The organism is Terrabacter koreensis, assembly GCF_054783315.1.
The window spans coordinates 439,096-457,270 of the sequence record NZ_BAAGQU010000002.1; the positions used below are offsets into that span (position 1 = coordinate 439,096).

General features: G+C 71.2%; 12 protein-coding genes. 11 read left to right on the forward strand and 1 reads right to left on the reverse strand.

Annotated elements, in window-relative coordinates:
* Positions 1-33: 33 nt before the first annotated feature.
* The 5 genes from dnaE (at position 34) to ACYVNR_RS02415 (ending at position 11,757) form a co-directional block, all read left to right on the forward strand.
* Positions 34-3,624, forward strand: a complete 3,591-nt coding sequence (gene dnaE / locus ACYVNR_RS02395) for a DNA polymerase III subunit alpha (protein ID WP_045193094.1) — start codon at positions 34-36, stop codon at positions 3,622-3,624.
* Positions 3,625-3,634: 10 nt separating this feature from the next.
* The gene (locus ACYVNR_RS02400) at positions 3,635-4,777 is read left to right on the forward strand and encodes a winged helix DNA-binding domain-containing protein (RefSeq protein ID WP_461046308.1); all 1,143 of its coding nucleotides are present in this window, start codon (positions 3,635-3,637) and stop codon (positions 4,775-4,777) included.
* The gene (locus tag ACYVNR_RS02405) at positions 4,778-5,743 is read left to right on the forward strand and encodes a pseudouridine synthase (RefSeq protein WP_045193095.1); all 966 of its coding nucleotides are present in this window, start codon (positions 4,778-4,780) and stop codon (positions 5,741-5,743) included.
* A 161-nt stretch (positions 5,744-5,904) separates the two neighbouring features.
* Positions 5,905-9,336: an ExeM/NucH family extracellular endonuclease gene (locus tag ACYVNR_RS02410; RefSeq protein WP_461046310.1), complete on the forward strand. Its 3,432-nt coding sequence runs from the start codon at positions 5,905-5,907 to the stop codon at positions 9,334-9,336.
* Between the two features lie 312 nt (positions 9,337-9,648).
* On the forward strand, positions 9,649-11,757 hold the full coding sequence (locus tag ACYVNR_RS02415) for a S9 family peptidase (protein WP_461046312.1): 2,109 nt from the start codon (positions 9,649-9,651) through the stop codon (positions 11,755-11,757).
* 33 nt (positions 11,758-11,790) lie between these two features.
* Here ACYVNR_RS02415 and ACYVNR_RS02420 read toward each other — a convergent pair whose 3' ends face one another.
* Positions 11,791-13,050 carry an endonuclease gene (locus ACYVNR_RS02420; protein ID WP_461046314.1) on the reverse strand — a complete coding sequence of 420 codons (1,260 nt, stop codon included), beginning with the start codon at positions 13,048-13,050 and terminating at the stop codon, positions 11,791-11,793.
* Between the two features lie 233 nt (positions 13,051-13,283).
* On the opposite strand from ACYVNR_RS02420, the gene ACYVNR_RS02425 reads away from it, so the two are divergent.
* Genes ACYVNR_RS02425 through ACYVNR_RS02450 form a run of 6 tightly spaced genes read left to right on the forward strand, consistent with a single transcriptional unit; the run spans position 13,284 to position 18,166 of the window.
* The gene (locus tag ACYVNR_RS02425; protein WP_461046316.1) at positions 13,284-13,880 is read left to right on the forward strand and encodes a DedA family protein; all 597 of its coding nucleotides are present in this window, start codon (positions 13,284-13,286) and stop codon (positions 13,878-13,880) included.
* A gap of 44 nt (positions 13,881-13,924) precedes the next feature.
* The gene (hisD, locus tag ACYVNR_RS02430; protein ID WP_461046317.1) at positions 13,925-15,292 is read left to right on the forward strand and encodes a histidinol dehydrogenase; all 1,368 of its coding nucleotides are present in this window, start codon (positions 13,925-13,927) and stop codon (positions 15,290-15,292) included.
* Positions 15,289-16,464 (forward strand): histidinol-phosphate transaminase, encoded by a 1,176-nt coding sequence (locus ACYVNR_RS02435; protein WP_461046319.1) that lies wholly within the window; start codon positions 15,289-15,291, stop codon positions 16,462-16,464. Before hisD ends, ACYVNR_RS02435 begins: the two co-directional genes overlap by 4 nt.
* A complete protein-coding gene (gene hisB / locus ACYVNR_RS02440) occupies positions 16,461-17,090 on the forward strand; it encodes an imidazoleglycerol-phosphate dehydratase HisB (RefSeq protein WP_045193101.1) in 630 nt (209 codons plus the stop codon). The genes ACYVNR_RS02435 and hisB overlap by 4 nt, the downstream gene beginning before the upstream one ends.
* A gap of 16 nt (positions 17,091-17,106) precedes the next feature.
* Positions 17,107-17,745: an imidazole glycerol phosphate synthase subunit HisH gene (gene hisH / locus ACYVNR_RS02445; RefSeq protein WP_461046321.1), complete on the forward strand. Its 639-nt coding sequence runs from the start codon at positions 17,107-17,109 to the stop codon at positions 17,743-17,745.
* Positions 17,746-17,797: 52 nt separating this feature from the next.
* Positions 17,798-18,166, forward strand: a complete 369-nt coding sequence (locus ACYVNR_RS02450) for a hypothetical protein (protein WP_045193103.1) — start codon at positions 17,798-17,800, stop codon at positions 18,164-18,166.
* The last annotated feature ends 9 nt before the right edge of the window (positions 18,167-18,175 follow it).

Genomic DNA, 18,175 nt, shown 5'->3' on the forward strand with positions numbered 1-18,175 from the left:
GGGCGTCGGTGGCCGGGCTTAGACTCGTCCACGATGTCGACCGAAGCAGCCCCGCGCAACGACCAGAACTTCGTGCACCTCCACGTGCACACGGAGTACTCCATGCTCGACGGTGCGGCCCGCATCGGCGACCTCTTCTCCGAGGCGGCGCGCATGGGCATGCCGGCGCTGGCGACGACCGACCACGGCTACGTGTTCGGCGCTTACGAGTTCTGGAAGAAGGCGCAGGGCACGGGCGTCAAGCCGATCATCGGGGTCGAGGCCTACATCACGCCGGGCACGCACCGCACCGACCGCACCAAGGTCAGCTGGGGCGACGGGGGCCGCGACGACATCTCGGGCAGCGGCGCCTACACGCACATGACGATGCTCGCCCAGAACAACGAGGGCATGCACAACCTGTTCCGGATGAGCTCCATCGCGAGCCTCGACCAGGTGTACACGAAGTGGCCGCGCATCGACCGCGAACTGCTCTCGACCTACGGCAAGGGCCTGATCGTCACCACCGGGTGCCCGTCCAGCGAGATCCAGACCAAGCTCCGTTTCGGCATGTACGACGAGGCCCGCGAGGTCGCCGGCGAGCTGCGCGACATCTTCGGCAACGAGAACGTCTACGTCGAGCTCATGGACCACGGCCTCGACATCGAACGGCGCACCCAGAAGGACCTCATCCGACTGGCCCGCGACCTCAAGCTGCCGCTCGTCGCCACCAACGACCTCCACTACACCCGAGCCGAGGACGCCAAGGCGCACGCGGCCCTGCTCTGCGTGCAGTCCGGCTCGACCCTGATGGACCCCAACCGGTTCAAGTTCGACGCCGACGACTTCTACCTCAAGTCCGCCCAGGAGATGCGCCACCTGTGGCGCGAGCTGCCCGAGGCCTGTGACAACACGCTGCTCATCGCCGAGCGCTGTGAGGTCTCCTTCACCGAGGGCGAGGGCCGCTACATGCCGCGGTTCCCCTGCCCCGAGGGCGAGGACGAGACGTCGTGGTTCATCAAGGAGGTCGAGACCGGCCTGCAGCGGCGCTTTCCCGAGGGGGTGCCCGACTACGCCCGCAAGCAGGCGGCCTTCGAGGAGGACGTCATCGTCTCCAAGGGCTACCCCGGCTACTTCCTCGTCGTCGCCGACTTCATCAACTGGGCCAAGCGCAACGGCATCCGCGTCGGCCCCGGCCGCGGCTCCGGTGCGGGTTCGATGTGCGCCTACGCGATGGGCATCACCGACCTCGACCCGGTGCCGCACGGACTCATCTTCGAGCGGTTCCTCAACCCCGAGCGCATGTCGATGCCCGACTTCGACGTCGACTTCGACGAGCGCCGGCGCGGTGAGGTCATCAAGTACGTCACGGAGAAGTACGGCTCCGAGCGCGTCGCGCAGATCGTCACCTACGGCACCATCAAGGCCAAGCAGGCCGTCAAGGACGCCAGCAGAGTCATGGGCCATCCGTTCGCGGTCGGCGAGCAGCTGACCAAGGCGATGCCGCCCGACGTCATGGGCAAGGGCGTGCCGCTCTCCGAGATCTACAACCCTGAGCACAAGCGCTACAACGAGGGCGTCGACTTCCGGGCGCTCGTGCAGACCGAGAAGCACTTCCAGGACGTCGTCGACACCGCCAAGGGCCTCGAGGGCCTGAAGCGCCAGTGGGGCGTCCACGCAGCTGGCGTCATCATGAGCAGCGAGCCGCTCGTCGACGTCATCCCCATCATGAAGCGGCTGCAGGACGGCCAGGTCATCACGCAGTTCGACTACCCGAGCTGCGAGTCGCTCGGCCTGGTCAAGATGGACTTCCTCGGCCTGCGCAACCTCACGATCCTCGACGACGCCATCGAGAACATCAAGGTCAACCGCGACGAGGACATCGACCTCGACGCCCTGTCCAAGGACATGAGCGACAAGGCCACCTACGACCTGCTCGGTCGCGGTGACACGCTCGGTGTCTTCCAGCTCGACGGTGGCGGCATGCGGGCGCTGCTGCGCCTCATGCAGCCCGACAACTTCGAGGACATCTCGGCCGCCCTCGCGCTCTACCGGCCGGGCCCGATGGGCGTCAACGCCCACACGAACTTCGCGCTGCGCAAGAACGGCAAGCAGGAGCTCATCCCGCTCGACCCGCAGCTGAAGGGCAAGCTCCAGCAGGAGATGATCGACGCCCTCGACCCGATCCTCGGCATGACCTACGGCCTGGTCATCTACCAGGAGCAGGTCATGGAGATCGCCCAGAAGCTCGCGGGCTACACCCTCGGCAACGCCGACCTGCTCCGCCGCGCGATGGGCAAGAAGAAGAAGGAGGTCCTCGACGCCGAGTACGTCCCCTTCTCCGAGGGCATGAAGGCGAAGGGCTTCAACGAGGCGTCGATCGCGGCCTTGTGGGGCGTCCTCGTCCCGTTCTCCGACTACGCGTTCAACAAGGCGCACACCGCGGCCTACGGCCTCGTGTCCTACTGGACCGGCTACCTCAAGGCCAACTACCCCGCCGAGTACATGGCGGCGCTGCTGACGAGCGTGCGCGACGACAAGGACAAGTCGGCGCTCTACCTCAACGAGTGCCGCCACATGGGCATCAAGGTGCTGCCGCCCGACGTCAACGAGTCGGTCGCCAACTTCGCCGCCGTCGGCACCGACATCCGCTTCGGGCTCGCCGCCATCCGCAACGTCGGCCTGCCGGTCGTTCAGGCCATCGTCAAGGCCCGTGAGGAGAAGGGCGCCTTCGCCTCGTTCAAGGACTTCCTCTCGAAGGTGCCGGCGGTCGTCTGCAACAAGCGCACCATCGAGTCGCTCATCAAGGGCGGCGCCTTCGACTCGCTCGGCGAGAGCCGGCGCGGCATGGTCGAGGTGCACGAGCGCTACATCGACGCCCTCGTCGAGGTGAAGAAGCAGGAGGCCATCGGCCAGGACAGCCTCTTCGGCAGCTTCGACGAGGCCGACACGGGGGCCGCCGACGGGCCGGGGGCCTTCGACGGCCTTCCGCCCGTGCCGTCGATGGAGTGGGACAAGGCGACGCTGCTCTCGTTCGAGCGCGAGATGCTCGGTCTCTACGTCAGCGACCACCCGCTCTTCGGCATCGAGCACATCCTCGCCACGCACGCCGACACCTCGATCGCCTCGCTCATGGGAGACGACCCCAAGGCCGACGGCACTCCCGTCACGGTCGCGGGCCTCATCACGAGCCTGCAGCTCAAGCGCACCAAGAAGGGCGACCTCTGGGCCATTGCCACGGTCGAGGACCTCGACGGCGCCATCGAGTGCCTCTTCTTCCCGTCCGCCTACATGACCTACTCGACGATGCTCGCCCAGGACACGGTGTGCGCCGTCAAGGGCCGCATCAGCGCCCGCGACGACTCGATCTCGATCTTCGCCCAGGAGCTGACGATCCCCGACATCAAGGAGGGGCCGCGTGGTCCGGTCGTGCTGACGCTGCCGCTCGGGCGAGCCACCCCGGCGGTGGCCGAGAGCCTCAAGCGTGTGCTCGGTGAGCATCCCGGAGCGACCGAGGTCCAGGTCAAGCTGACGCAGCCGGGCCGGTCGGTGCTCATGTCGCTCGACGACTCGCTGCGCGTCAACGCGACGTCCGCGCTCTTCGGCGACCTCAAGGCTCTGCTCGGTCCGGCGTGCCTGAGCTGACGTGAGCCCGATGACGGCGGCCGACCGCAAGCGCTTTCGCCGGGCGCGGATGGCCGCCCTCGGGCTCGCCCCCGCTCTGGGCGGTCCCGCCTGCCCGGTGTCGGCCCTCGACGTGGCCCGCAGCCTCGGCGCCCTCCAGGCCCAGGACTACGGCAGCGGCGTCTGGTCGCTCGGCGTGCGCTCGGGCCTCACCCTCGCCGAGGTCGAGCAGGCCGTCGAGCGCCGTGAGATCGTTCGCACCTGGCCGATGCGCGGCACCATCCACTGGGTGCCGGCCGAGGACGCCCGTTGGATGTGCCAACTGCTCGCGGCCCCGCGCAGCACGGCGCTCGCCACCCGCTACGCCCAGCTGGGCATCGGCGAGTCCGACATCGAGCTCTCCGGGCGCCTCTTCGAGGAGCACCTGGCCGAGCCGATGAGCCGCCCCGACGTCGTCGCGCTGCTCGTCGACGCCGGCATCGACCCCACCGACCAGCGGGCCTACCACCTCGTGGGTCACCACTGCATGACCGGGCTGCTCTGCCAGGGGCCCGTCATCGGGAAGCAGCCCAGCTTCGTGCTCATCGACAGCTGGGTTCCCCACTCGCGCAAGCTGTCTCGCGAGGAGGGGCTGGCAGTCATGGCCGAGAGGTACCTCCGCGGCCACGGCCCGGTCACCGAGAAGGACTTCGCGGGCTGGCTGCTCAAGCCTCTCGGGATCGCGCGCGAAGCACTCGCCCTCGTCGAGCAGCAGGTCGTCCGCGAGCAGCTCGACGGCCAGGTGTGGCTGTCGCACGTCGACGCGGCCCAAGATCCCGCTGGCGGCTCGGACGCGCCGGAAGCCTTGGGGCACAGCGGAGTCCACCTGCTGCCGCAGTGGGACGAGTTCCTCCTCGGCTACAAGACCCGTGACGTCACGCTGCCGCCCGAGCACTTCCACCGGGTCGTCCCGGGCCGCAACATGGTCTTCAAGCCCACCCTCGTTGTCGACGGCGAGGTGGCCGGCACGTGGCGACGTCGGCAACGGTCGCGCCAGACGGTGCTCGAGGTCCTGCCGTTCGTGCCGCTGGGCAAGGCGAGGGGGCGCGGCGTGGAGCGGGCGGCGACGGCATACGGCCGGTTCCTCGGAGCCGACGTCGACGTCGTGTGCCTCGACACCGCTGAGGTGGGCTGAGTGGCACGTGGTGCCATCCCGCCGTCTCCGCTGCGCCCGCGCCACGGCGTCGACGCCCAACGCTTCCGTATGCCGCAGGGTGGGCCGTGGTCGTCCCTGCGCGACCACCTCGTGGAGCGGCTCGCCCCCGGGCTACCGCCCGACGAGGTCGACCGCATGCTGGTGACCGGCGAGTTCGTCGACGCCGCCGGGACGCCCGTCCAACCGGACGCTCCGTTCGTGCCGCAGTCGGTCGTGTGGGCCCACCGCGACCTGCCGGTCGAGGTGGCCCACCCCGAGGAGCTCGTCGTCCTCCACCGTGACGACCGCATCGTCGTCATCGACAAGCCGCACGACATGGCGACGATGCCGCGCGGCCGCCACGTCGTGCAGAGCGCGCTCGCTCGCACGCGGGTGCTCACCGGGCTCGACCGGCTGACCCCTGCCCATCGGCTCGACCGGCCCACGGCGGGCGTGCTGATGTTCACGACCGAGCAGCGGTGGCGCGGCGCCTACCAACGGGTCTTCGCGGAAGGACTCGCGCACAAGGAGTACCTCGCTGTCGCTCCCGTGCGCGACGACCTCGCCCTCCCGCTCGTGCGACGCACGCACCTGGTCAAGCAGCACGGCACCCACCAGGCCCACGAGGTCCCGGGAGCCGAGCACAACGCCGAGACGCTCGTCGAGCTGCTCGACACGGCCCGAGGCCTCCGCGCCGAGTCGGGCGACGAGGTCGGGCTCTACCGCCTGACGCCTCGTACGGGGCGCACCCACCAGCTGCGCTGCCAGCTCGACGGTCTCGGCATCCCGATCCTCGACGACCCGCTCTACCCGGTCGAGGTCGACGTGGCCCTCGACGACTTCTCCCGGCCCCTGCAGCTGCTCGCCGCCGTCCTGGCCTTCGACGACCCCGTCGACGGCCGACCCCGGCGGTTCGTCACGCGGCGTCGGCTGGCGGCCTGGCCCGGCCCCTGGCCGGCCCTCTGATCGTCCCTCTGATCGTCCCTCCGATCGTCGTCGAGGCGGAGCCGCTTCCCTGTCACCGGCCGTTCAGCAGGGCGACGGGATCTCGACGCGCGAGACGGCGGGACCCCGTCTAGGGTGACCCGCAGACCGAGCGGAAGAGCCGGTCCCAGGGAGGATCTTCAATGCGTCAATCTCGTCCTGCCCTGCGTCGGGTCGCCGCGGTCACCACCGCTGCGCTCGCCGTGGGCATCACCCCCTTCGTCGCGGCCGGACCGGCCTCAGCGGCACCCCCGAGCGAGCTGTTCTTCAGCGAGTACGTCGAGGGCTCGAGCAACAACAAGGCTCTCGAGATCTACAACGGCACCGGGGCCACGGTCGACCTCGCCGCGGCCGGCTACACCGTGTTCATGTCGTTCAACGGTGGCACCACGACCGGCACGGTGCCGCTGACCGGAAGCGTCGCCAACGGCGACGTGTACGTCTTGGCCGCCTCGACCGCGTCTGCCCAGATCCTCGCGCAGGCGGACCAGACGACCTCAGCGTCGCTGTACAACGGCGACGACGCGATCGTCCTCCGGAAGGGTTCCGCGTCGGTCGACGTCATCGGGCAGATCGGGGTCGACCCGGGCTCCGAGTGGGGTTCCGGCCTCACCTCGACCATGGACAACACCCTGCGCCGCAAGGCGTCGGTCACCGCCGGCGACACGAACGGCTCCGACGCCTTCGACCCCGCCGCACAGTGGGACGGCTACGCCGTCGACACCTTCGACGGCCTCGGCAGCCACGCGGTCGACAGCGGTCCGGCGGACGACGTGGCGCCCACCGTCTCCTCGACCACGCCGAGCCAGGGCAGCACGAACGTCGTTCCCGGTGCGAACGTCTCGGTCACGTTCTCCGAGCCGGTCACCGCTCCTGCGAGCGCGTTCTCCCTCGTCTGCTCGGTGGGCGGTGCGAGGGCCTTCACGCTGAGCCAGACGGCGCAGACGACCTACACGCTCGACCCGACGTCGGACTTCGCAGCCGGCGACTCCTGCACCCTGACCGTCTCGGGCGGCGCTGTCGCCGACGTCGACACCATCGACCCGCCCGACACCCTCGCGGCCGACTTCGTGCTGCGCTTCTCCACGCCGGCCGGCAACCCCTGCGAGGCGTCGATCACGCCGATCCCCGAGATCCAGGGCACCGGAGCCACGAGTCCGCTCGTCGGCCGCTCGGTGACGACGCGCGGCGTCGTCGTGGGCGACTACGAGGGCGCGTCACCGGCGCTGCGCGGCTTCTTCATCCAGGACCCGGCCGGTGACGACGACCACGCGACGTCAGACGGCCTCTTCGTCTTCGAGGGCAGCAACGCCGACACCGTCAAGGTGGGCGACCTCGTCACGGTGACGGGTGCCGTCGGCGAGAACCAGGGCCAGACCCAGATCAGCCTGCCGCCCGGGGCCGCGCCGTCCGTGTGCGGCACCGGCTCCGTGACGCCCACCGAGGTCCGTCTTCCCGTCGAGTCCGCCACGACCCTCGAGCAGTTCGAGGGCATGCTCGTGACGCTCCCGCAGTCGATGAGCGTCACCGAGCACTTCCAGCTCGGTCGCTTCGGCCAGGTGACGCTCTCGCAGGGCGGCCGCCTCGAGCAGCCGACCAACGTCGCCGCCCCGGGTGCCGACGCAGCCGCGGTCCAGACCGCCAACAACCTGCGCAAGATCATCCTCGACGACACCTCGCAGGCCCAGAACGTCGACCCCATCGTCTTCGGGCGCGGTGGTCAGCCCCTCACGGCCGGCAACACGCTGCGCGGTGGTGACACCGTCACCGGTCTCAAGGGTGTGCTCACCTTCACCTGGGGGGGCAACAGCTCGAGCCCGAACGCCTACCGGATCCGCCCGGTGAACCCCCAGGCGCGCGTCGACTTCCAGCCGACCAACCCGCGGCCGACCAGTGCTCCGGGCGTGGGCGGGCAGACCCGCGTCGTGGGCATGAACCTGCTGAACTTCTTCAACACCCTCGACACCACGGGCAACAACTGCACCGGGGGCACGACCGGCGCGCCGATGGACTGCCGCGGCGCCAACACCACCGCCGAGTTCGACCGGCAGTGGCGCAAGACGGTTGCGGCCGTCTCCGGCACGGAGGCGGACGTCGTCGCCTTCATGGAGATGGAGAACGACGGCTACGGAGCCACGAGTGCCGAGCAGTTCCTCGTCGACCGGCTCAACGAGGCCGACGGGGAGGGCACGTGGTCGTTCATCGACGCGGACGCCCGCACGGGCCAGGTCGACGCGCTGGGCAGCGACGCGATCAAGGTCGGCATGCTCTACAAGCCGAAGGCCGTGACGCCGGTCGGCACCACGGCAGCGCTCAACACCGTCGACTTCGTCAATGGTGGCGACTCCGCCCCGCGCAACCGCCCGTCCCTGGCGCAGGCCTTCCGCGACAACACGACCGGCGGCACCTTCGTGGCCGTGGCCAACCACCTCAAGAGCAAGGGCTCGGCCTGTGCCGCACCCGACGCCGGCGACGGCCAGGGCAACTGCAACGCCGTCCGGGTGCGCTCGGCCCAGCTCCTCGCGGAGTGGCTCGCCGGCGACCCGACCGGCACGGGTGACCCCGACGTGCTCGTCCTCGGCGACATGAACTCCTACGCCAAGGAGGACCCGATCACCACGCTCGAGAAGGCCGGGTTCACCAACCTCATCGAGCAGCGCAACGGGCGCGAGGCGTACTCGTACGCCTTCGACGGGCAGTGGGGCTACCTCGACCACGCGCTCGGCTCGGCCTCGATCGGCGGTCAGGTGGCCGGGGTGGCCGACTGGCACATCAACGCCGACGAGCCGTCGATCCTCGACTACAACACCGAGTTCAAGACGGCGAACCAGATCGGCACGCTGTACGCGCCGGACGAGTACCGCATCTCCGACCACGACCCGGTCGTCGTCGGTCTGGACCTGACGAACGCCGCCCCCGTCGTCGGCGACGTCACGGGGCCGTCGGCCGCGACCTCGGTCGGCAGCCCGGTGGAGGTCGGTGCGACCTTCTCTGACGCGGACCGCCTCGACACCCACACCGCGTCGATCTCCTGGGGCGACGGCGCCGTGACCGCCGGCACCGTCGCGGGCTCGGCGGCCGCCGGCAACCACGTCTACACGGCTGCCGGCGAGTACACGGTGACGGTCACCGTCACCGACCAGTGGGGTCACAGCGACGCGGGCACGACGACCGTCGTGGTCTACGACCGCGCGGCCGGGTTCCTCACGGGCGGCGGCTGGTTCACGTCGCCGAAGGGCGCCGTGACCGGCGACCCCGCCGCCACGGGCAAGGCACAGTTCGAGGTGTCGGCGCAGTACGCCGCGGGTGCGACCCGGCCCGACGGCTCCCTCACGCTGGCGACGCCCGGGCTCACGCTCGCCTCCACGGGCCTCGACTGGCTCGTCGTGACGGGCGACACCGCGCGCCTCGCCGGCACCGCCACCGTCGGCGGACTGCCGGGCCGCCAGTTCGAGGTGACCGCGGTCGACGCGGCCAGCGGCGACACGATGCGTGTCGTCGTGCGCGACGCCTCGGGCGCGGTCGTCTACGACAGCGGCACCCAGCGCGTCCAGGGCCAGGTCAAGGTCCACTGACCGGGTCAGGCGCTGGAGCACGGCCCGGGATCCTCGTGATCCCGGGCCGTCCCGCATCAACCGGACGCCACTGACGTACCTCCGGCGTGGCCCCGACTGGGTGGTGGCAGCCTCGAACGGCGGCGCCGACTGGGAGCCCGGCTGGTGGCTAGCACCCGTGGCGCCGGCTCGACGAGCACGTCTTCGACGACGACGGCCACCAGGCCAAGGTCAGCCGCACGATCGCCCTGGTCGTGCTCGCTCCCGTGACCGCCTGACGCGGCCGCGACCCGGCTGCCCGGGGAGTCGACCCCGTCCTCCTAGACTGCTCGGATGCTGGAGCCCCCCGTCGCGCGTCGCGACCCCGTCGTCCGCGAGCACCACGGCGACCGCTTCGAGGACCCGTACGCCTGGATGGCGGACCGCGACGGTGACGAGCTGCGCGAGCTGCTCGCCGCCGAGAACGCGTGGGCGACCGAGTGCACCGAGCACCTGCGGCCCCTCGCCGACCAGGTCTTCGAGGAGTTCCGTTCGCGCATCGAGGAGACCGACCTCTCGGTGCCGGTGCGCCACGACCGCTGGTGGTACTACTCGCGCACCGTCGAGGGCGAGCAGTACGCCGTCGAGGCTCGGGTGCTCGCGGCAGACCATCCGCAGCGTCCCGTGCTCGAGGACGGCCGCCCGCCGGCGGGGGAGCAGGTGCTGCTCGACCAGAACGTGGAAGGCCGCGACCACGAGTTCTTCGCCGTCGGAGCCAGCGAGGTGTCGCCGGCGGGAGACCTGCTCGCGTATGCCGTCGACGTCGTGGGCGACGAGCGCTACGACGTGCACGTGCGGCGCATCGCGGACGGGGAGCAGCTCGACGACTCGGTCCGCCGCACCGGTGGCTCGCTGGCGTGGTCTCTCGACCAGCGCCAGCTCTTCTACACCAAGGTCGACGACGCGTGGCGCCCGCACCAGGTGTGGCGTCACGAGGTCGGCACCCCCGCAGAGGCCGACGTGCTGGTCCACGAGGAGACGGACGAGCGGTTCTTCGTCGGGGTCGGCACCTCGCGCGACGACCGACTCGTCATCATCGCCATCGGCTCGAAGACGACGAGCGAGTTCCGCCTCCTCGACGCCGACGACCCGTTGGGCAGGCCCCGGGTCGTCGCGCCACGCAGGCAGGGTGTCGAGTACGACATCGAGCCGTTCGGCGAGCAGCTGCTCGTCACCCACAACGCGAACCGGGTGAACTTCGAGCTCGCCGTCGCCCCCGTCACGTGCACCTCGGCCGACGAGTGGGTGCCGCTAGGGGTCACCACTGAGGACGAGTACGTCACGGGCGCGGAGGGTTTCGACGACTTCATCGCCGTCTCGCTGCGGCGTGAGGGCGGCACGGGCATCCGCGTCGTGCTGCGCGACGCGCAGGCGCCCAACGGCCTCGGCGAGGCGCACGACATCGCGGTCGGTGAGCCCATCGGCACGCTGCTCGTCGGCGTCAACCCCGAGGCGAGCACCCGCACGCTGCAGGTCGTTCACGAGTCGCTCGTCACGCCCCGCACGGTCGAGGACTACGACGTGCACGCCCGCACCTTCACGCTGCTCAAGCAGCAGCACGTGCGCGGCGATGTCGACCTCGGCCGATACCGGCAGCGGCGCGAGTGGGCCACGGCTCCGGACGGCACCCGCATCCCGATCTCCGTCGTGCACCGCGACGACGTCGTGGCCGACGGCACCGCACCCGGGCTGCTCAACGCGTACGGCGCCTACGGCATCGCCAGCGACCCCTGGTTCTCGGTGCTGCGCCTCTCGCTGCTCGACCGTGGCTGGGTCTTCGCGATCGCCCACGTGCGCGGCGGGTCGGAGATGGGTCGGACCTGGTACGACGACGGCAAGCTCGAGGCCAAGCCCAACACGTTCAGCGACTTCGTCGCCTGCGCCGACCACCTCATCGAGACCGGCATCGTCGCCCCCGACCGGCTTGCGGCAGAGGGTGGTTCGGCCGGTGGTCTGCTCATCGGCGCCGTCGTCAACCAGGCGCCTGACCGCTTCCGGTTCGTCCACGCGCAGGTGCCCTTCGTCGACGCCCTGAGCTCGGTGCTCGACCCCAGCCTGCCGCTCACGGTCGTCGAGTGGGAGGAGTGGGGCAACCCCGTCGACGACCCGGCGGCATACGCCCTGATCCGCTCGTACACGCCGTACGAGAACGTGCGCCCGGGCCCCCGGCCGAGCATCCTCGTGACGGCAGGTCTCGACGACACGCGGGTCCTCGTCACCGAACCGGCCAAGTGGGTGGCAGCGATGCGCCACGCCGACCGGGCCGCGCCGGAGGGGACGAGGACGCCGCAGCTGCTCTTCCGCACCGAGATGGCGGCCGGTCACGGTGGCCGCTCGGGTCGCTACGACCTCTGGCGCCAATGGGCCTGGGAGACGGCCGTGCTCATCGACCAGACGTCGTGAGCACGGCCGTCCCGAACCAGCCGGTCGTGGCGGTCAGGAGCCCCAGATCGAGGTGACCCACTCGGGGTGGTCGACGAACGGGTTCCGGTTGTGCTGCCAGGTGTCGTAGATGACCTGGTTGCGACGCTTCTCGAACGCGTCGGGCGGGTCCTGCAGGTTCCACTGCTTGAGCACCGACAGCTTGCCGATGTACGGGGCGGTGCCGTTGTTCACCGACTCGTTGGGCTCGAGGTTGGGCCACGCGTCGTCGCCCTCGTAGCGCACGGCCATGTAGAAGATCATCCGCGCGACATCACCCTTGACCGCGTCGCGCGGCTGGAACGAGTCGGCGTCGCGGAGACAGCCGGTGCACTGTGCGACCGCTCCGCCGCCGTTGTCGAAGTCGAGGTTGCCGCGGTCGCTGTTGACGGTGACGTCCTCAGGGCGCAGGTGGTGGACGTCGGTGCCGGGCCCGTTGGCGGTGCCGAAGTCGCCGTGGCTCTTCGCCCAGACGTGCTCACGGTTCCACTGGTCGACGCCGCCGCCGTTGTCGGACTTGGCGATGGAGCGGCCCGAGTAGATCTCGACGACGTTGTTCGTGTTGTTCGGGTCCTGGTCGGTGTCCTTGAGCGCGGTCCAGACCTGGTCGTAGGTGAGCACCGTCTGCGTCCTGATGATGCCGTGCAGCGAGGTCCGCAGCGCCGACCCGCTCTTGCCGACGGCGGATGCGTAGTACGTCGAGTCGTAGGGCCCTGTCGTGCTGGTCGGAGTGCCGGTCGAGGTGGTCGAGGTGGTCGTGGTCGGCGGCGGTGTCGTTCCCGACCCGCTGCTGAAGGCGAAAGCCGTCGTGCCCGTCATGCCGGGGTGCGAGAAGTAGGCGGAGAGCGCGCCGGTGACGTCGATCTGGCGGCCCATGAGCGACGGGTTGGTTCTCAACCCCCAGGCGGCACGGAAGGCCGAGGGGATCTGCACGTAGAGCATCCGGCTCGTCGAGGTCTCCGACGCGGAGTCGGCGACGGCGAGGGCGTAGTCGTTGGGGAACCCGGACGTGACGACGGTGCTCGTCGCGGTGGGCTGGCCGACGACGTAGCCGCGCACGGTGGCGCTCTGGCCCGTCTGGCCTGCGATGGCCTGCGACACGGTGAGCGGGGCTGCGGCGACGGCTGCCGGGGCGGCCGGTGCCACGGCGGGAAGGGGCAGCGCCGAGGCCGGCGCGCCGGCGGCAGCCGTCAGCGCGACGCTGGCCGGCACGACGGCGACGACGGCACCGGCGAGGGCCGCGGCGAGGCGGCGCCGGGGGATGACGACGGGCACGGGTTCTCCTGTCGGGTGGGGGCGCAGCGACCCGGTCGGGAAGCGGCCCGACGAGCGTGGCGGACGCGCGGTGGGCGACGGGTCAGCCGTTGGTCAGTCCTTGCCCTGTCGCGGGTCAGGATTCCGTAGGCGCACCGCCGCACGGTCTCGTGGCGACGGGAGTTCACGCCGCGTTGGCGTGCGGGAGGCGGAAGAAGGGGTGCCGCGTCATCCGCCGCCCCTACCGTCCGCTCATGGGTGACACCGCGCTCGAGCTCGTCAGCACCGTCATGACGTCGCCCTGGCTCTACGTCCTCCTCGTCGGCCTGGCGGTGCTGGACGCCTTCCTGCCCCTCGTGCCGAGCGAGACCGCCGTGCTGCTGGCCGGCACCTTCGCGGCCGGCCACGGGCCCGACCTCGCGCTGGTCGTGGTCGCCGGCGCTGCCGGCGCCGTCGCCGGCGACCACGTGGCGTATGCCGTCGGGCGGGCGCTGGGGACCCGCGTCCTCTCCCGCGTCCGCCCGGGCACGCGTACGGCGAGGGCTCACGCGTGGGCCGCGGGGGCGACGGCTCGAGCGGGTGGCCCGGTCCTCGTGGGCGCGCGCTTCGTGCCGGGGGGCCGCACGGCGACGACGCTCACGATGGGGGCGACCGGCTTCCCGGTGCGACGCTTCGCCGCCTACGACTCGGTGGCCTGCGTCCTGTGGGCGAGCTGGTGCTCGGGCGTCGGCTACGTCGGCGGTCGCGTCTTCGCCGACCACCCTTTCGTGGGCGCTGCCGCCGGCACGGTGCTGGCGCTCCTCGTCGGTCTCGTGGCGGCCCTCGCGCACCGGCGCTCCACCGCTCGCTGAGACCTGGCGTCGGGCACCTCCGCGCGGCTTTTAGACTTGGGGCCATGATGTCTTCCCTCGACCTGCGCGGACGCACGCTCGACGTGCGCTTCCTGCGCCGGGCCCTGCCCCGAGCCGAGTTCGACGTCACGGCCGCCCTCGAGCAGGTGCGGCCGATCTGCGAGGACGTCGAGCATCGAGGAGCCGCGGCGCTGCGCGACCTCGGCGAGCGCTTCGACGGCGTGCGCCCCGGCCACCTGCGCGTGCCACGCGCCGTGCTCCGGTCGGCGCTCGACCGCCTCGACCCCGACCTCCGCGCGGCGCTCGAGGAGTCGATCCGTCGCGCCCGCCTCGTGCACGCCGACCAGCGCCGCACCGACACCGTGACCCAGGTCGTGCCCGGCGGCACCGTCACCGAGCGCTGGGTGCCGGTCGACCGGGTCGGCCTCTACGTGCCCGGCGGCCTCGCGGTCTACCCGAGCAGCGTCATCATGAACGTCGTGCCGGCGCAGCTCGCCGAGGTGGGTTCGCTCGCGGTCGCATCCCCGCCGCAGCGCGAGAACACCGGTGAGTTCGCCGGCTACCCCAACCCGACGATCCTCGCGGCGTGCGCGCTGCTGGGGGTCGACGAGGTGTACGCCGTGGGCGGCGCCCAGGCGGTCGCGATGTTCGCGCACGGCTTCGTCGACGACGACCCCGAGTGGGGCGCCGTCGACGGCGAGCAGGTCTCGTGCGACCCCGTGTCGCTCGTCACCGGGCCCGGCAACATCTGGGTCGTGGCGGCCAAGCGCCTGCTCAAGGGTCTCATCGGCATCGACGCCGAGGCCGGTCCCACCGAGATCGCGATCCTCGCCGACGACTCCGCCGACGCCGACCACGTCGCCGCCGACCTCGTCAGCCAGGCGGAGCACGACCCGCTCGCCGCCTCGGTGCTCGTCACCGACAGCGAGTCGCTCGCGGAGGACACCCAGCGCGCCCTCGCGCGACGCGTGCCGGCGACGAAGCACTCCGAGCGCGTCACCGAGGCGCTCGAGGGCACCCAGTCGCGCATCGTCCTCGTCGACGACCTCGACGCCGGTCTCGACGTCGTCAACGCGTACGCCGCCGAGCACCTCGAGATCCAGACCCGCGACGCCGCCGACGTCGCCGCGCGCGTGCGCAACGCCGGCGCGGTCTTCGTCGGCCCGCACAGCCCGGTGAGCCTCGGCGACTACGCCGCCGGCTCGAACCACGTGCTGCCCACCGCCGGCTGCGCCTGCCACAGCAGCGGTCTGTCGGTGCAGTCGTTCCTCCGGGGCATCCACGTCGTCGACTACGACGAGACGGCCCTGCGCGACGTGGCCCGTCACGTCGTCACGCTCGCGCAGGCCGAGGACCTCCCGGCCCACGGCGAGGCCGTCACCGCACGCTTCGGCGACGAGGTCCCACGGTGACCGACGACACCGCCACGGCGGCCGCCCCGTCCACCGCGGCCGACGAGGTGCAGCGGCTGCTGCGCCCCGACCTGCGCGGTCGCACGCCCTACGGCGCGCCGCAGCTCGACGTCCCGGTGCGGCTCAACACCAACGAGAACTCCTACCCGGTGCCGCAGGTCGTCGTCGACGCCGTGCTGGCGGCGCTCGCCGACGACGTCTCCGCACTGAACCGCTACCCCGACCGCGAGTTCACCGAGCTGCGCGAGGCGCTCACGGCCTACCTCGAGAAGCAGTCGGGGGTGGCCCTGACGCCCGAGCAGCTCTGGGCCGGCAACGGGTCCAACGAGGTCCTCTCCCATGTCGTGCAGGCCTTCGGTGGTCACCGCCGCGTCGCGCTCGGTTTCACGCCGAGCTACTCGATGCACCCGATCATCACCGAGACGCTCGGCACCACCTGGGTCGACGGGCTGCGCTCTGCCGCAACCGATCCCGACGCGTTCGACCTCACGCCCGAGTCGGCAGCCCGCCAGGCGCGCCAGCACGACCCCCACATCGTGTTCCTCTGCTCCCCGAACAACCCGACCGGCACCGCCCTGCCGTTCGAGGTCATCGGTGCGGTGCTCGAGGCGGCACCGAACGCCATCGTCGTCGTCGACGAGGCCTATGCCGAGTTCGCCCGGCCCGGAACCCGATCCGCGCTGACACTGCTCGCCGAGCACCCGCGACTCGTCGTCACCCGCACCATGAGCAAGGCCTTCGCGTTCGCCGGTGGCCGGCTCGGCTACCTCGTCGCGGCGCCCGAGCTCGTCGACGCGCTCCGCCTCGTGCGGCTGCCCTATCACCTGAGCAGCCCGACGCAGACGATCGCCCGCGTCGCGCTCGAGCACGCCGACGTCATGCTCGGCACGGTCGAGGTGATCAAGCAGCAGCGAGACCGCATCGTCGAGCGGCTCGCCGAGCTCGGCGCACAGCCCGTCGCGAGCGACAGCAACTTCGTGCTCTTCGGCGGCCTGCGCGACGAGAAGGCCACGTGGCAGGCGCTGCTCGACGAGGGCGTCCTGGTGCGCGACATGGGCATCGCCCACCACCTCCGCGTCACGGCGGGCGACCCGCACGAGACGACTGCATTCCTCGAGGCCATGACGCGCCTCGCCCCCACCCACGTCGACAGCCAGGAGCCCACGGCATGAGCAGCCCAGCCAGCCAAGCCAGCCCCGCAAGCCGCACCGCGAAGATCACCCGCGCGACGTCCGAGTCGTCGGTCGAGCTCTGGCTCGACCTCGACGGCAGCGGCCGGTCCGACGTCTCCACCGGCGTGCCGTTCTACGACCACATGCTCGCGTCGCTGAGCAAGCACTCGCTCATCGACCTCACGGTCAAGGCCACCGGCGACGTCGACGTCGACGTGCACCACACCGTCGAGGACACGGCGATCGTCCTCGGGCAGGCGCTGCGCGAGGCGCTCGGCGACAAGGCCGGCATCTCCCGGTTCGGCGACGCCACCGTGCCCCTCGACGAGGCGCTCTGCCACGCGGTCGTCGACGTCGCCGGTCGTCCCTACGTCGTCCACGAGGGCGAGCCCGAGGGGCAGCAGTACGCCCTCATCGGCGGTCACTTCACCGGGTCGATGACACGGCACGTCCTCGAGTCCTTCGCCTACAACGCGGGCCTCTGCCTGCACGTGCGCGTGCTCGCCGGCCGCGACCCGCACCACATCGTCGAGGCGCAGTTCAAGGCCGTCGCGCGGGCCCTGCGCGCCGCCGTCGCGCCCGACCCGCGCGTCGTCGGCATCCCCAGCGCCAAGGGAGCCCTCTGACCATGGTGGGTCCCCGATGACCGCCGACGTCGTCGTCCTCGACTACGGCAGCGGCAACGTGCGCTCGGCCGTCCGCGCGCTCGAGCGGGTGGGAGCGAGCGTCACGCTCACGGCTGATCCGGTGCGTGCCCTCGGGTGCGACGGGCTCTTCGTCCCCGGTGTCGGCAACTTCCACGCCTGCATGGCCGGTCTCGCAGCGGCGCACGGTCCGCGCATCATCGGTCGGCGCATCAGCGGTGGCCGGGCCGTGCTCGGCGTCTGCGTCGGCATGCAGGTGCTCTTCGACGGGTCCACCGAGCCCTCCGCGACACCGCTCGAGGGCATGGCCGAGTGGCCCGGCACGGTCGAGCGCCTGCCCGCGGACGTCGTGCCGCACATGGGGTGGTCGGAGGTCGAGCCCGCCGAGGGCTCCCGTCTCTTCGCGGGCGTCGAGCAGGAGCGCTTCTACTTCGTGCACTCGTACGCCGTCCAGCAGTGGACGCTCGAGGCCACCGGCGCGTTCGCGCGGGTAGCGCCCCGGGTCACCTGGGCGCGTCATGGTGCGAAGTTCGTCGCCGCGGTCGAGAATGGGCCACTGAGCGCGACGCAGTTCCATCCCGAGAAGTCCGGCGACGCCGGGCTGCACCTCTTGGAGAACTGGGTCCACAGCCTGTGACGGTGCCCGAGATTCCTTGACAGCCAAGGGGTCTGGCCGACGAGGAGGAGCCATGGCGACGAAGAGGTCCACGAGCTCGTCGGCGCGCACGAAGAGGTCGACGGCCCGGAGGACGACGAGGCGCACCTCGACCTCCTCGACCCGGCGCCGAACGACGTCCGGTTCGCTCTACCCTCGCCGCCGGGCGAGTCGGCCCGGCCTGCCCACGACGGTCGGCACGGCCATCGGCACGCTGGTGGTCACGACGTTGCTCGACCTGTCCTGGCCGATGCGCCTGCTGCTCATCGGGGTCGTGCTGGTGCTCGGTCTCGCCTACGTGCTGTGGCGCCACCGGGCCGAGATCGCAGCCTCGTCCGAGCCGACGCCGCCTGAACCAGCAGGGCCCCCGGCCGGGCCGGAGGTCCCACCGACGTCCTCCTGACGCCTCCGG

Coding starts and splice junctions, on each gene's coding strand:
- ACYVNR_RS02415 (WP_461046312.1), top strand. CDS start 9,649: ATGCTGGAGCCCCCCGTCGCGCGTCGCGACCCCGTCGTCCGCGAGCAC.
- ACYVNR_RS02410 (WP_461046310.1), top strand. CDS start 5,905: ATGCGTCAATCTCGTCCTGCCCTGCGTCGGGTCGCCGCGGTCACCACC.
- hisH (WP_461046321.1), top strand. CDS start 17,107: ATGACCGCCGACGTCGTCGTCCTCGACTACGGCAGCGGCAACGTGCGC.
- ACYVNR_RS02425 (WP_461046316.1), top strand. CDS start 13,284: ATGGGTGACACCGCGCTCGAGCTCGTCAGCACCGTCATGACGTCGCCC.
- ACYVNR_RS02400 (WP_461046308.1), top strand. CDS start 3,635: ATGACGGCGGCCGACCGCAAGCGCTTTCGCCGGGCGCGGATGGCCGCC.
- dnaE (WP_045193094.1), top strand. CDS start 34: ATGTCGACCGAAGCAGCCCCGCGCAACGACCAGAACTTCGTGCACCTC.
- hisB (WP_045193101.1), top strand. CDS start 16,461: ATGAGCAGCCCAGCCAGCCAAGCCAGCCCCGCAAGCCGCACCGCGAAG.
- ACYVNR_RS02450 (WP_045193103.1), top strand. CDS start 17,798: ATGGCGACGAAGAGGTCCACGAGCTCGTCGGCGCGCACGAAGAGGTCG.
- hisD (WP_461046317.1), top strand. CDS start 13,925: ATGATGTCTTCCCTCGACCTGCGCGGACGCACGCTCGACGTGCGCTTC.